At 57.6% G+C, this 12,740-nt stretch carries 13 protein-coding genes and 2 tRNA genes; 10 read left to right on the forward strand and 5 right to left on the reverse strand.

Annotated elements, in window-relative coordinates:
- Positions 1-15 precede the first annotated feature (15 nt).
- From GNG27_RS03270 to rsmC, 3 genes are all read right to left on the reverse strand, one after another.
- Positions 16-101: transfer RNA gene (locus tag GNG27_RS03270), tRNA-Leu, on the reverse strand.
- Positions 102-130: 29 nt separating this feature from the next.
- Positions 131-216 (reverse strand) — tRNA-Leu (locus GNG27_RS03275).
- A 140-nt stretch (positions 217-356) separates the two neighbouring features.
- Positions 357-1,385 (reverse strand): 16S rRNA (guanine(1207)-N(2))-methyltransferase RsmC, encoded by a 1,029-nt coding sequence (gene rsmC, locus GNG27_RS03280; protein WP_142488143.1) that lies wholly within the window; start codon positions 1,383-1,385, stop codon positions 357-359.
- Positions 1,386-1,487: 102 nt separating this feature from the next.
- On the opposite strand from rsmC, the gene GNG27_RS03285 reads away from it, so the two are divergent.
- From GNG27_RS03285 to GNG27_RS03320, 8 genes are all read left to right on the forward strand, one after another.
- Positions 1,488-1,901, forward strand: a complete 414-nt coding sequence (locus tag GNG27_RS03285; protein WP_142488144.1) for a DNA polymerase III subunit psi — start codon at positions 1,488-1,490, stop codon at positions 1,899-1,901.
- Positions 1,870-2,313: a ribosomal protein S18-alanine N-acetyltransferase gene (rimI, locus tag GNG27_RS03290; protein ID WP_156262867.1), complete on the forward strand. Its 444-nt coding sequence runs from the start codon at positions 1,870-1,872 to the stop codon at positions 2,311-2,313. The genes GNG27_RS03285 and rimI overlap by 32 nt, the downstream gene beginning before the upstream one ends.
- 17 nt (positions 2,314-2,330) lie before the next feature.
- Positions 2,331-3,008 (forward strand): pyrimidine 5'-nucleotidase, encoded by a 678-nt coding sequence (yjjG, locus tag GNG27_RS03295; RefSeq protein WP_156262868.1) that lies wholly within the window; start codon positions 2,331-2,333, stop codon positions 3,006-3,008.
- A 90-nt stretch (positions 3,009-3,098) separates the two neighbouring features.
- A complete protein-coding gene (prfC, locus tag GNG27_RS03300) occupies positions 3,099-4,688 on the forward strand; it encodes a peptide chain release factor 3 (protein WP_142488147.1) in 1,590 nt (529 codons plus the stop codon).
- A 304-nt stretch (positions 4,689-4,992) separates the two neighbouring features.
- Positions 4,993-5,610: a molecular chaperone OsmY gene (gene osmY / locus GNG27_RS03305; RefSeq protein WP_142488148.1), complete on the forward strand. Its 618-nt coding sequence runs from the start codon at positions 4,993-4,995 to the stop codon at positions 5,608-5,610.
- 124 nt (positions 5,611-5,734) lie between these two features.
- Complete coding sequence (locus tag GNG27_RS03310) at positions 5,735-5,896, forward strand: DUF1328 domain-containing protein (RefSeq protein WP_002887716.1); 162 nt, start codon at positions 5,735-5,737, stop codon at positions 5,894-5,896.
- 149 nt (positions 5,897-6,045) lie between these two features.
- Positions 6,046-7,116, forward strand: coding sequence for a patatin family protein (locus tag GNG27_RS03315; protein ID WP_142488149.1), 1,071 nt, complete (start codon positions 6,046-6,048; stop codon positions 7,114-7,116).
- Positions 7,113-7,895: a metal-dependent hydrolase gene (locus GNG27_RS03320; protein ID WP_156262869.1), complete on the forward strand. Its 783-nt coding sequence runs from the start codon at positions 7,113-7,115 to the stop codon at positions 7,893-7,895. Before GNG27_RS03315 ends, GNG27_RS03320 begins: the two co-directional genes overlap by 4 nt.
- Here the strand turns inward: GNG27_RS03320 and GNG27_RS03325 are convergent.
- Together GNG27_RS03325 and GNG27_RS03330 are read right to left on the reverse strand one after the other, a co-directional pair.
- Complete coding sequence (locus tag GNG27_RS03325; protein WP_156262870.1) at positions 7,890-8,750, reverse strand: YjjW family glycine radical enzyme activase; 861 nt, start codon at positions 8,748-8,750, stop codon at positions 7,890-7,892. The two genes, GNG27_RS03320 and GNG27_RS03325, sit on opposite strands and share 6 nt — an antisense overlap.
- Positions 8,722-10,272, reverse strand: coding sequence for a YjjI family glycine radical enzyme (locus tag GNG27_RS03330; protein ID WP_156262871.1), 1,551 nt, complete (start codon positions 10,270-10,272; stop codon positions 8,722-8,724). The genes GNG27_RS03325 and GNG27_RS03330 overlap by 29 nt, the downstream gene beginning before the upstream one ends.
- A gap of 261 nt (positions 10,273-10,533) precedes the next feature.
- Between GNG27_RS03330 and deoC the strand changes: the two genes are divergently transcribed.
- Complete coding sequence (gene deoC, locus GNG27_RS03335; RefSeq protein WP_197090557.1) at positions 10,534-11,313, forward strand: deoxyribose-phosphate aldolase; 780 nt, start codon at positions 10,534-10,536, stop codon at positions 11,311-11,313.
- A gap of 55 nt (positions 11,314-11,368) precedes the next feature.
- Positions 11,369-12,691, forward strand: a complete 1,323-nt coding sequence (deoA, locus tag GNG27_RS03340) for a thymidine phosphorylase (protein WP_156262872.1) — start codon at positions 11,369-11,371, stop codon at positions 12,689-12,691.
- The last annotated feature ends 49 nt before the right edge of the window (positions 12,692-12,740 follow it).

Genomic DNA, 12,740 nt, shown 5'->3' on the forward strand with positions numbered 1-12,740 from the left:
TTGATATCGCCTCGTTGGTGCGAGGGGGGGGACTCGAACCCCCACATCCTAAGGACACTAACACCTGAAGCTAGCGCGTCTACCAATTCCGCCACCTTCGCCCAGTGCGAGCAATATCAATCATGGTTGTTGGTGCGAGGGGGGGGACTCGAACCCCCACATCCAAAGGACACTAACACCTGAAGCTAGCGCGTCTACCAATTCCGCCACCTTCGCATACCAACGATACAAAAAAGTATCGCAACCACGGAGGCGCATTCTAGATGTTTTCAGCTGTTCGTCAACTGATAATTGTGCTGGATGTTTTTTTTGTTGCAAAAATGGCCTGATCGGGCAGATCAGGCCGGAGGGAGACGTTATTTCTTCGCCTGACGGGTCATGATCGCGCGGTAGATCTTAAAGCGGCCGGTCTGGGCCAGCACTTCGTGGAAGCCGAAGACTTCATCCAGCACTTTCGGATACGGCAGGAAGGCGTTCGCCACGATACGCAGCTCGCCGCCGCTGTTCAGATGGCGCACTGCGGTGCGGATCAGCGTTTGTGCCGCTTCGAGGCTGGTTTCCATCCCGTCATGGAACGGCGGGTTGGAGATGATCATATCGAAACGGCCGGTCACGTCGGAGAGCACGTTGGAGGCAAATACTTCGCCTTCAATGCCGTTTGCGGCAAGCGTCGCGCGGCTGGCTTCAATGGCGGACGCGCCGACATCGGTGAGGGTTAAACGCACTTTCGGTGAGTGGCTGGCGAGTACGGCCGAGAGCACGCCCGCGCCACAGCCGACATCCAGCACTTTACCTTTGGTATGCGGCGTGAAGGTGGAAAGCAGCAGCTGGCTGCCGACGTCCAGACCGTCACGGCTGAAGACGCCCGGCAGCGTTTTGATGGTCAGGCCATCCAGCTGGTACTCGCCCCAGTATTTTTCCGCGTCGAAGGTCGGTTTTTTGTCCAGCCGGCCATGGTACAGGCCACAGCGACGGGCGCTGTCGACTTTGTTCAGCGTGGCGTACTCCGCCAGCATCTGCTCGGCGCTGCGCACGCCGCTGCGGTTTTCACCGATTACGAAGATGTCGCAGCCCACCGGCAGCAGGGAGAGCAGGTTCATCAGCTGGAACTGGGCTTCAGGCTTGTTCTTCGGCCAGTAGTAGATCAGCGTATCGCAGTCCGCCACGTCGCTCTGTTCCGCTACCAGGCTATAACGGACGCGCTCGCCCATCTGGCGGCTCAGCACCTGCCAGTGGTGATACTGCTGGGTGTGCGCGCGGCTTTCGGCGCACTCGAAACGGGCAGGCAGGTCATCCTGCATATCTCCGGCAAACAGAATACGGCTTTGTTCGAAATCATCACTGTGACGCAGCAAGACTTCACTTGCCGGGGTAAATGCAGACATGAATTGTTCCTCAATAAACTCAGGCGGGGATTATAGTAGGTAGATGGCGCAGATTCGACACATTTGCTATATTTGCGCGCCTGACAGACAGGAGTTTTCGCAATGGCATCCCGACGAGACAGGCAATTACAGCAACTGGGCATCACCCAGTGGGCGTTGCGCCGCCCGGCGGCCTTGCAGGGCGAAATCGCCATCTCGCTTCCGGCGCACGTTCGTCTGGTGATGGTGGCGCAGAGCCTGCCCGCGCTGAGCGAGCCGCTGATTGCCGACGTGCTGCGCGCACTTAAGCTGAGTGCCGATCAGGTGCTGCAGCTGACGCCCGAGCGCGTAGCCATGCTGCCGCCCGAAGGGCGCTGTAACAGCTGGCAGCTGGGCGTGATGGAAGAGATAACGCTGGAGGGCGGCAACCTGGCCACCCCGGTACTGGACGAACTTAACGCTAACCCGGCGGCACGTCGCGCGCTGTGGCAACAAATCTGCGAACATGAACACAATTTCTTCCCTCACGACGACTGATTTAGCGCAGGCTTTTGACATCGAAAAACGCGCCCACGCCTTTCCGTGGAGTGAAAAAACGTTTGCCAGCAACCAGGGCGAGCGCTACCTCAACTATCGGCTGGATGTCGATAATACCCTGGCGGCTTTCGCCATTACGCAGGTCGTTCTGGATGAGGCGACGCTGTTTAACATCGCCGTGGATCCTGCCTTTCAGCGCCGTGGGCTGGGCAGAGAGCTGCTGGAACATTTAATTCGCGAGCTGGAAGCACGAGACGTTTTCACGCTGTGGCTGGAAGTACGGGCCTCGAACGCCGCCGCCATCGCACTCTATGAAAGCCTGGGCTTCAATGAGGCGACGATCCGCCGTAACTATTACCCCACCGCAGAAGGACGTGAAGACGCCATCATCATGGCTCTGCCGCTTGGATAACTGAAAAGGTTGTAACGATGAACTGGGACTGGATTTTCTTTGATGCTGACGAAACGCTGTTTACCTTCGATGCGTTTGGCGGCTTACAGCGGATGTTTCTCGACTACAGCGTGACCTTTACCGCTGAAGATTTCCAGGATTACCAGATGGTGAACAAACCGCTGTGGGTGGATTACCAGAACGGGGCGATCACCGCGTTACAGCTACAGCATCAACGTTTTCAGGGCTGGTCCGAGCGCCTGAACGTTCCGCCTGGCGATTTGAACCATGCCTTCCTTAACGCGATGGCAGAAATCTGCGCCCCGCTGCCTGGCGCCGCGTCGCTGCTTGCCTCCCTTAAAGGAAAGGCGAAGCTCGGGATCATCACCAACGGCTTTACCGCGCTGCAGCAGATCCGCCTGGAACGCACCGGTTTTCGTGACTATTTTGATTTATTAGTGATCTCCGAACAGGTTGGCGTGGCCAAACCGGCAGCGAAAATCTTTGATTATGCGCTGGCCCAGGCGGGCAATCCTGACCGATCAAAAGTCCTGATGGTGGGCGATACGGCAGAGTCCGATATCCTTGGCGGGATGAATGCCGGGCTGTCTACCTGCTGGCTGAATGCGCACAACCGCCCCCTGCCGGAGGGAATCAAACCGACCTGGACCGTGGCCTCCCTGAGCGAACTGGAGCAACTCCTGTGTAAACATTGATTGCCTGCCCCCCATTGATGGGTAAAATAGCCGCATTTTCGTATTCATGATGCGTGGCCTGCTGCCGCGCTTTTTATAGAAGATTCTATTATGACGTTGTCTCCTTATCTGCAAGAGGTGGCGAAGCGCCGTACTTTTGCCATTATCTCTCACCCGGATGCCGGTAAAACCACCATCACCGAAAAGGTGCTGCTGTTCGGACAGGCGATCCAGACCGCCGGTACGGTAAAAGGCCGTGGCTCCAGCCAGCATGCAAAATCTGACTGGATGGAGATGGAAAAGCAGCGTGGTATCTCGATCACCACCTCCGTGATGCAGTTCCCGTATCACGACTGCCTGGTGAACCTGCTCGATACCCCGGGGCACGAAGACTTCTCCGAAGATACCTACCGTACCCTGACGGCGGTGGACTGCTGTCTGATGGTTATCGATGCCGCAAAAGGCGTTGAAGATCGTACCCGCAAGCTGATGGAAGTGACCCGTCTGCGCGATACGCCGATCCTCACCTTTATGAACAAACTCGACCGCGACATCCGCGATCCGATGGAGGTGATGGACGAAGTGGAGCGCGAGCTGAAGATCGCCTGTGCCCCGATCACCTGGCCAATCGGCTGCGGCAAGCTGTTTAAAGGCGTCTACCACCTCTATAAAGACGAAACCTACCTGTATCAGACCGGTAAAGGTCACACCATCCAGGAAGTACGCGTCGTTAAAGGGCTGGATAACCCGGAGCTGAACGCGGCGGTCGGCGATGAGCTGGCAGAGCAGCTGCGTGACGAGCTGGAGCTGGTAAAAGGCGCATCTCACGAGTTTGACCAGGATCTGTTCCTCGCGGGTGAAATCACCCCGGTCTTCTTCGGTACCGCGCTGGGTAACTTCGGCGTCGACCATATGCTGGACGGTCTGGTGGAGTGGGCGCCGCAGCCGATGCCGCGTAACACCGACACCCGTGAAGTGGTCGCCAGCGAAGAGAAGTTCACCGGCTTCGTGTTTAAGATCCAGGCCAACATGGACCCGAAACACCGTGACCGCGTGGCCTTTATGCGCGTGGTGTCCGGTAAGTACGAAAAGGGCATGAAGCTGCGCCAGGTGCGTACCGGTAAAGACGTGGTGATCTCCGATGCGCTGACCTTTATGGCCGGCGACCGTTCTCACGTAGAAGAGGCGTACCCGGGCGACATCATTGGTCTGCATAACCACGGTACCATCCAGATTGGTGACACCTTCACCCAGGGCGAGATGATGAAGTTCACCGGTATTCCGAACTTCGCGCCGGAACTGTTCCGTCGTATCCGTCTGCGGGATCCGCTGAAGCAGAAACAGCTGCTGAAAGGGCTGGTTCAGCTGTCGGAAGAGGGTGCGGTGCAGGTGTTCCGTCCAATTTCCAATAACGATCTGATTGTCGGCGCCGTTGGGGTGCTGCAGTTCGACGTGGTCGTAGCCCGCCTTAAGAGCGAATACAACGTTGAAGCGATTTACGAATCGGTCAACGTGGCGACGGCGCGCTGGGTTGAGTGTTCTGACGTGAAGAAATTCGAAGAATTTAAGCGCAAGAACGAGATCCAGCTGGCGCTGGATGGCGGTGATAACCTCACCTATATCGCCCCAACCATGGTTAACCTGAACCTGGCACACGATCGTTACCCGGACGTTCAGTTCCGTAAAACCCGCGAGCACTAATCCCTTCTCAGAGCACGGCAGCCGCCGTGCTCTGCTTAAATCCCTGCCTTTTTAATCCCTTGCGGAATGTTCTTAATTCATCATCTTTTGTTACTTGTTGGTCATTTTTTAGCCAATTCTGAAAGCAGCGCGCCGAGAGTGATCTATATTTAACTCAGTGTTTAACACCGGGCGCAGATGAAAGCTCCACTCAATGCGTGTTGATAAGGTTCTCATCTCGCCCGAGTGTTGATTGGTAGTATGAAAGACTACTTACACGTGATGTTTGACGCTCGAATTCGGAGCAAACCACAGGAATACATCGATGAATACTAAAAAACTGACGATTTCGAAAACTCTGCTGGCGGTGATGATGGGTAGCGCTCTGGTATGCGGTTCTGCAATGGCGGAAACCACGACCACGGATAAAGCGCAATCCGCAGCGAACACCGCAGGGGAAAAAATCGATAACTCTATGAATAAAGTCGGTAACTTCATGGACGACAGCTCTATCACAGCAAAAGTAAAAGCTGCACTGGTAGACGCTGATGATATCAAGAGCACCGATATTTCCGTAGAAACCGAGAAAAACGTGGTCACGCTGAGTGGCTTTGTCGAAAGCCAGGCGCAGGCTGAAAAAGCCGTTGCCGTGGCGAAAAAGGTAGAGGGTGTGACCTCCGTCAGCGACAAACTGCACGTGCGTGACGGCAAAGAGCAGTCCGCCAAAGGCTATGCCGGCGATACTGCAACCACCAGCGAAATCAAAGCTAAACTGTTAGCTGATGACATCGTGCCATCACGTAAAGTGAAGGTTGAAACCACCGACGGTGTGGTTCAGCTGAGCGGTACGGTGGATTCCAAGGCACAAAGTGACCGTGCCGAGAGCATCGCAAAAGCCATTGATGGCGTGAAAAGCGTTAAAAACGATCTGAAAGTTAAATAAAACACGACAATCGTCCTTCTGGCTGAGGCCAGAAGGCGAGATAAGAATTACACCTTAGATATCGCCGTGAGCAACCTGAGCGCTCACCATGCGGTCGACATTAACTATGGTTAAGGAGAGTCTTATGTTTCGTTGGGGCATTATTTTTCTGGTTATCGCGTTAATTGCCGCCGCTCTGGGTTTTGGTGGTCTGGCAGGTACAGCGGCGGGCGCGGCGAAAATTGTCTTCGTCGTCGGTATTATCCTGTTCCTGGTTAGCCTGTTCACCGGACGCCGTCGTCCATAGCTCAGGTTATGGGTACGTTGACGAAAAAGGCTCATGCACAGCATGAGCCTTTTTTTATGGCTGACGTTTGCCCGCATCCGATTTGAGTAAAACACCGGGTGTACGCTACTGTGTAGGGACAGAACAAATAAAAAAACAGGAAAGCAGAGGTGGGGCAGCGAATTCCGGTAACGCTCGGCAACATTGCGCCGCTGGCGCTTAAACCTTTTCGACCAGGCCAGATTGCCCTGGTGTGTGAGGGCGGCGGACAGCGAGGGATCTTCACGGCTGGCGTGCTGGACGAATTTATGCGCGCGCAGTTTAATCCATTCGACCTCTATTTCGGCACCTCCGCCGGGGCGCAGAATCTCTCGGCCTACGTCTGCAATCAGCCGGGTTACGCCCGCAAAGTGATCATGCGCTACACCACTTCCCGCGATTTCTTCGATCCGCTGCGCTTTGTGCGCGGCGGGAATCTTATCGATCTCGACTGGCTGCTGGATGCTACCGCCAGTCAAATGCCGCTGGCGATGGACACCGCCTCGCGCCTGTTCGATACCGGAAAAGCTCTCTGGATGTGCGCCTGTCGCGGCGACGATTATTCGGCCAGCTATTTCTCCCCACAAAAAGAGAACTGGCTGGACATCCTTCGCGCCTCCAGCGCCATCCCCGGTTTCTACCGCACCGGCGCGGCGCTGGACGGCATCGCCTATCTGGACGGCGGGGTGAGCGACGCGATCCCGGTGCAGGAGGCGGCCCGACGCGGGGCCCAGACCATCGTGGTGATCCGCACCGTGCCATCCCAAATGTACTATACGCCGCAGTGGTTTAAGCGGATGGAGCGCTGGCTGGGCGACAGCAGCCTGCAACCGATGCTGAACCTGGTTGCACACCATGAGGCCAGCTACCACACTATCCAGCGCTTTATAGAGAAGCCGCCGGGCAAGCTCAGGATCTTTGAAATTTATCCCCCGCGCCCGCTCAACAGCATGGCGCTGGGCAGCCGCATACCCGCCCTGCGGGACGACTACAAAACCGGGCGCCTGTGCGGGCGCTATTTCCTGGCCACGGTGGGCAAGCTGCTGGCCGAACGCCCGCCGCTGCGCCGCCATCAGCAGCTCATCACTCCCGCCCCGGTGGTGGTTCCCCCGGCGAGCGTGGCCAACGACGTGGTCACTACGCCGCTGGTGATTGCGCCTGAGGCCAATGACACCCTGTTTGATAACGAGGATCTGGCGTGACTTACCGCTTTATCGATACCCATTGCCACTTTGATTTTCCTCCTTTTACCGACGATGAACCCGCCAGCATTCAGCGTGCCGCCGACGCGGGGATAACGGCGATTGTGGTGCCGGCCATTGATGTGGCGAGCATCGATCGCGTTCTGCGTCTCGGTGCGCGCTTTCCTGCGCTCTATATGGCGCTGGGCCTGCATCCGATTGTGATCGAATCTCATCGCGACGAGCATCTTGACCAGCTGGAAGCGATACTGGCGGCGCGACCGGAGAGGCTGGTGGCGGTGGGGGAGATCGGCCTCGATCTTTATCGGGAGGATCCCCACTTCGAACGTCAGGAGGCGATCCTCGACGCGCAGCTGAAGCTGGCGAAACGCTACGATCTGCCGGTGATCCTCCATTCCCGACGCACCCATGACAAACTGGCGATGCACCTTAAGCGCCAGGATCTGCCGCGCACCGGGGTGGTACACGGCTTTGCCGGCAGCCTGCAGCAGGCGCAGCGCTTCGTGGAGATGGGGTATAAAATTGGCGTTGGCGGCACCATCACCTATCCCCGGGCCAGTAAAACCCGGGATGTGATGGCGCAATTACCGCTTTCCGCCCTGCTGCTTGAAACGGATGCCCCCGACATGCCCCTCAACGGTTTTCAGGGCCAGCCTAACCGCCCTGAGCAGGCGGCGCGGGTGTTTGCCACCTTGTGCGAACTGCGTGACGAGCCCGCGGATGAGATCGCGGAGGCGTTGTTGAACAACACCCGCACGCTGTTCGATCTGCCGTTATAAGTAGAGCGCCGGGCGGATCACCCTGATCCGCTCCCGCTCCAGCACCCCGGCCAGCGGTTCGACATCCTCTGCCGTGGCGCTCCGCCAGTGCCGGGCTTCGCCATAGACGCCGTGCGCATGAAAGGCGTTGATCCGGACGGGCACGTCCCCTAACCGGCGGATAAAAGCGACCAGTTCCCGGCGGTGCGTCAGATAATCGCTGTTCTCCGGGATCGCCAGTAGACGCAGCTCGCTAAGCCGGTTGTGGGCGGCCAGCCAGCGGATGCTGTGCTTGATGACGGTGTTGTCGCGCCCGGTCAGATAGCGGTGATGTTCATTGTCCCAGGCCTTGAGATCCAGCATCGCCCCGTCAAATACCGGGAGCAGTTTTTGCCAGCCGGTTTCGCTTAACAGGCCGTTGCTGTCTACCAGACAGGACAAATGCTGTAGCTGCGGATCGGCTTTCAGGGCAGTAAACAGCGCCACCAGAAACGGCAGCTGGGTGGTGGCTTCCCCGCCGCTGACGGTGATGCCGGAGATAAAGGGCGACACCTTGCGGACCTGCTCCATCACCTCCTCCACGCTTAAACGCAGCGCCATGGGCGTCGCCTGCTGCGGGCACATCTGCAGGCAGGTGTCGCACTGCTGGCAATGCGCATCATCCCACCAGACCCGACCGGCCTGAATGTTCAGTGCGTCATGCGGGCAGTGCGGTACGCAGGCGGCGCAGTCGTTGCATCGTCCTATCGTCCACGGATTGTGGCAGGTTTTGCAGCGCAGGTTACAGCCCTGCAGAAACAGGGCCAGGCGACTGCCGGGCCCGTCGACGCAGGAGAACGGGATAACCTTACTGACTAAAGCGCATCTGTTGTTCATAGTTTATCACGCGCGGCTGGCGCTCCAGGATACGGGTGTTGCGGGCGGCCTCTTCACCCAGCCAGGTGGTGTTGGTGCGTGAACCTTCGGCGCGGTATTTCTCCAGATCGGAGAGACGCACCATATAGCCAGTGACGCGCACCAGATCGTTACCCGAGATATTGGCGCTGAACTCGCGCATCCCGGCGCGGAAGGCGCCCAGGCAGAGCTCCACCACCGCCTGCGGATTGCGCTTGATGGTTTCGTCCAGGGTCAGGATGTCGCTGATCCCGGCGTGATAGTGCCTGTGGTGCGGCGCCACCGCCAGCAGATGGCTGATGGGGTCGGGCTCCTCGCCATAGGGTAGGCGCGCCCCCGGCGTGGTGCCGACGTCAGAGCTGATCCCCGACTGGGCATGCAGCAGGGCGCGCTGCTTCCAGCCATGTCTTACCGGGGTATTTTCCACAAAGGCCGCCAGCTGCTCGCTGATGCGGTACCCCAGCGCGTTGGCCCGGTCGTCCTTGCCGTAGCGCCCCTTCATCCCGGCTTTTTCGCACAGCACGTTCACCGCCTCGGCCAGGCCATACATGCCAAACATCGGCACGAAACGGTCGGGATCGATCAACCCTTCCTTAACCAGGAAGCTATTCTCAAAGAAGCCGGATTGTTGGTACAGGACGTCACAGCGGGCATCGATGATGGCGATCTGCTGCTGGCAGTAGTGCGGTAGCGTGCGGGTGAAGAAATCCTCCAGGGCATCGCTCTGTTCGGCAATGGCTTTCAGGTTGAGGCGCACCAGAGTGCTGCCTCCGCCCGCCCGCGGCAGGGCGTTGTAACAGCTGACCACGCCAAAGCCATTTTTTGTGAAAATTTTATCATTTATCGGCCCGTTGGCGATATGGGGCTTGCTGCATTCGCAGATGTTGCTGGCTACCTCCAGCAGCAGATCGTCCGGGGTGATCGCCGGGTCATAAATAAAGGTCAGATTGGGGGAAACCTGCTTAAGCTCTGCATCGGCGCGCAAAATGGCGCGCGTCACCGGGCCGTCGGTCGGGCCAATATTGGCATGCACGAAGGCATCCGGCAAGGTGCGGTCGAGATAGCGCCAGAAACGTTTTATTCGAATATCGATTTCTTCTTGTGTTAGAATTCTAACATACGGCTGCAACAGCGAATCGAGATGGCCGAGGAATACCGGCATGCCGGTCACGGACGGAACATGGTGGTAGAGGATGGTTAATAGCGACAGGGCATCGTCCAGATCCTGCGCCCCTTCCAGCTCCAGCCACTCCGAGCCCTGTTTCAGGAACAGCGCATAGTCGGGTAACACATAGCGCGGCTTGTACGGCGCGTGGCCCTCAAACATATCGCAGATAAATCCCGCCTCCAGCGCCTGACGCGCTTCAGGGGGAAGCGTCGGATAAGGCAGGTTGTTTTCCGCCTCAAGCGCCAGAAAGTGGCGTTTTTGTTCGGGGCTTAACACCGGGCTTGTCACAATTTTCTGGCAACGTTGTTGCAGGGCATCGGTGCTGGATGGGGACATGGTCGCTTCCTTATTCTTCTGCAGTGATGGGGAAGGATTGTAGAAAGAGTCCCGTCGGCCGCCTTTGATCCTGCGCGTGTACCTGACGCTTTAATCAGCAGTTGTAGCGAAATTATTTGAAGTTGATCTCATTATGGTTATGCAAATTTGTACGCATATTTCATTAACTGTGATGAATGTCGAAGTGAGAATGCGGGTGGATGTTAGAATACTCACAGACCCGCAAGGTAAAATTTTACGGCTATACGCCGGGAGAATGTTATGACCGATTTAACCGCAAGCAGCCTGCGCGCCCTGAAACTGATGGATCTGACCACCCTGAATGACGACGACACCAACGAGAAAGTGATCGCCCTGTGTCATCAGGCGAAAACCGCAGTGGGTAACACCGCCGCTGTCTGTATCTATCCGCGCTTCATTCCGATCGCGCGTAAAACCCTGAAAGAGCAGGGGACGCCGGACGTGCGCATCGCGACCGTCACCAACTTCCCGCACGGTAACGACGATATCGAGATCGCGCTGGCAGAGACCCGCGCCGCTATCGCTTACGGTGCTGACGAAGTGGACGTGGTCTTCCCGTACCGCGCGCTGATCGCGGGTAACGAGCAGGTAGGCTTCGATCTGGTGAAAGCCTGTAAAGAGGCTTGCGCTGCGGCAAACGTGCTGCTGAAAGTGATCATCGAAACCGGCGAGCTGAAAGAAGAAGCGCTGATTCGTAAAGCGTCTGAAATCTCCATCAAAGCGGGTGCTGATTTTATCAAAACCTCTACCGGTAAAGTGCCGGTCAACGCCACCCCGGAAAGCGCACGCATCATGATGGAAGTGATCCGCGATATGGGCGTGGAAAAAACCGTAGGTTTCAAACCGGCGGGCGGCGTGCGTACCGCTGAAGATGCGCAGCAGTTCCTGGCGATTGCCGACGAGCTGTTCGGTGCCGACTGGGCTGACTCCCGTCACTACCGCTTTGGTGCCTCCAGCCTGCTGGCCAGCCTGCTGAAAGCGCTGGGTCACGGCGACGGTAAGAGCGCAAGCAGCTACTAAGATTTGAATTGCCGGGTGGCGCGACGCCCACCCGGCCTACTTTCGGGAGGTTACCGTGTTTCTCGCACAAGAAATTATTCGTAAAAAACGTGATGGTCATGCTTTAAGCGACGAAGAGATCCGTTTCTTTATCAACGGCATTCGCGACAATACCATCTCTGAAGGGCAGATTGCGGCCCTGGCGATGACCATCTTCTTCCACGATATGGCGATGCCGGAGCGCGTGTCGCTGACCATGGCGATGCGGGATTCAGGAACCGTTCTGGACTGGAAGAGCCTTAACCTCAATGGCCCAATCGTGGATAAACACTCCACCGGCGGCGTGGGGGATGTCACCTCGCTGATGCTGGGGCCAATGGTCGCTGCCTGCGGCGGCTATATTCCGATGATCTCCGGGCGCGGCCTTGGCCATACCGGCGGCACGCTCGACAAACTGGAAGCCATTCCGGGCTTCGATATCTTCACGGATGACAATCGCTTCCGCGAAATTATTAAGGACGTTGGTGTGGCAATTATCGGCCAGACCAGCTCCCTCGCCCCGGCGGATAAGCGTTTTTACGCCACGCGTGACATTACCGCGACCGTCGACTCCATCCCGCTGATCACCGCCTCTATCCTCGCTAAGAAGCTGGCTGAAGGGCTTGATGCGCTGGTAATGGACGTGAAAGTGGGCAGCGGCGCCTTTATGCCGACCTATGAACTCTCTGCCGCACTGGCCGAAGCGATCGTTGGCGTCTCCAACGGTGCAGGCGTGCGCACCACCGCGCTGCTCACCGACATGAACCAGGTTCTGGCCTCCAGCGCCGGTAACGCCGTCGAAGTGCGCGAAGCGGTGCAGTTCCTGACCGGCGAATACCGTAACCCGCGTCTGTTCGACGTGACCATGGCGCTGTGCGTCGAGATGCTGATCTCAGGCAACCTGGCGAAAGATGACGCCGAAGCCCGCGCCAAACTGCAGGCGGTGCTGGATAACGGCAAAGCGGCCGATATCTTTGGCCGGATGGTCGCCGCGCAGAAAGGCCCAACCAACTTCGTGGAAAACTACGCCAAATACCTGCCGACCGCGATGCTCAGCAAAGCGGTGTACGCGGACACCGAAGGCTTTGTCTCGGCGATGGACACCCGCGCGCTGGGTATGGCGGTCGTTTCGATGGGCGGCGGTCGTCGTCAGGCCTCCGACACCATTGATTACAGCGTTGGCTTCACCGAGATGGCCCGTCTGGGCGACAGCGTTGACGGTCAACGTCCGCTGGCGGTGATCCACGCGAAAGATGAAAACAGCTGGCAGGATGCGGCGAAAGCCGTGAAAGCGGCCATCACCCTGGCAGATAAAGCGCCAGAAAGCACACCGACCGTCTATCGTCGCATTACCGAATAGCGGTATACTGATCTGATCGCTTTTTTATGAAGCACTGAGTACGGAGAAC

This window comes from Leclercia sp. 119287 (assembly GCF_009734485.1).
GTDB classification, from domain to species: Bacteria; Pseudomonadota; Gammaproteobacteria; order Enterobacterales; family Enterobacteriaceae; genus Enterobacter; species Enterobacter adecarboxylatus_C.

Coding starts and splice junctions, on each gene's coding strand:
- deoC (WP_197090557.1), top strand. CDS start 10,534: ATGACCGATTTAACCGCAAGCAGCCTGCGCGCCCTGAAACTGATGGAT.
- GNG27_RS03330 (WP_156262871.1), bottom strand. CDS start 10,272: ATGTCCCCATCCAGCACCGATGCCCTGCAACAACGTTGCCAGAAAATT.
- GNG27_RS03310 (WP_002887716.1), top strand. CDS start 5,735: ATGTTTCGTTGGGGCATTATTTTTCTGGTTATCGCGTTAATTGCCGCC.
- prfC (WP_142488147.1), top strand. CDS start 3,099: ATGACGTTGTCTCCTTATCTGCAAGAGGTGGCGAAGCGCCGTACTTTT.
- rsmC (WP_142488143.1), bottom strand. CDS start 1,385: ATGTCTGCATTTACCCCGGCAAGTGAAGTCTTGCTGCGTCACAGTGAT.
- GNG27_RS03325 (WP_156262870.1), bottom strand. CDS start 8,750: ATGAACAACAGATGCGCTTTAGTCAGTAAGGTTATCCCGTTCTCCTGC.
- osmY (WP_142488148.1), top strand. CDS start 4,993: ATGAATACTAAAAAACTGACGATTTCGAAAACTCTGCTGGCGGTGATG.
- GNG27_RS03285 (WP_142488144.1), top strand. CDS start 1,488: ATGGCATCCCGACGAGACAGGCAATTACAGCAACTGGGCATCACCCAG.
- rimI (WP_156262867.1), top strand. CDS start 1,870: ATGAACACAATTTCTTCCCTCACGACGACTGATTTAGCGCAGGCTTTT.
- yjjG (WP_156262868.1), top strand. CDS start 2,331: ATGAACTGGGACTGGATTTTCTTTGATGCTGACGAAACGCTGTTTACC.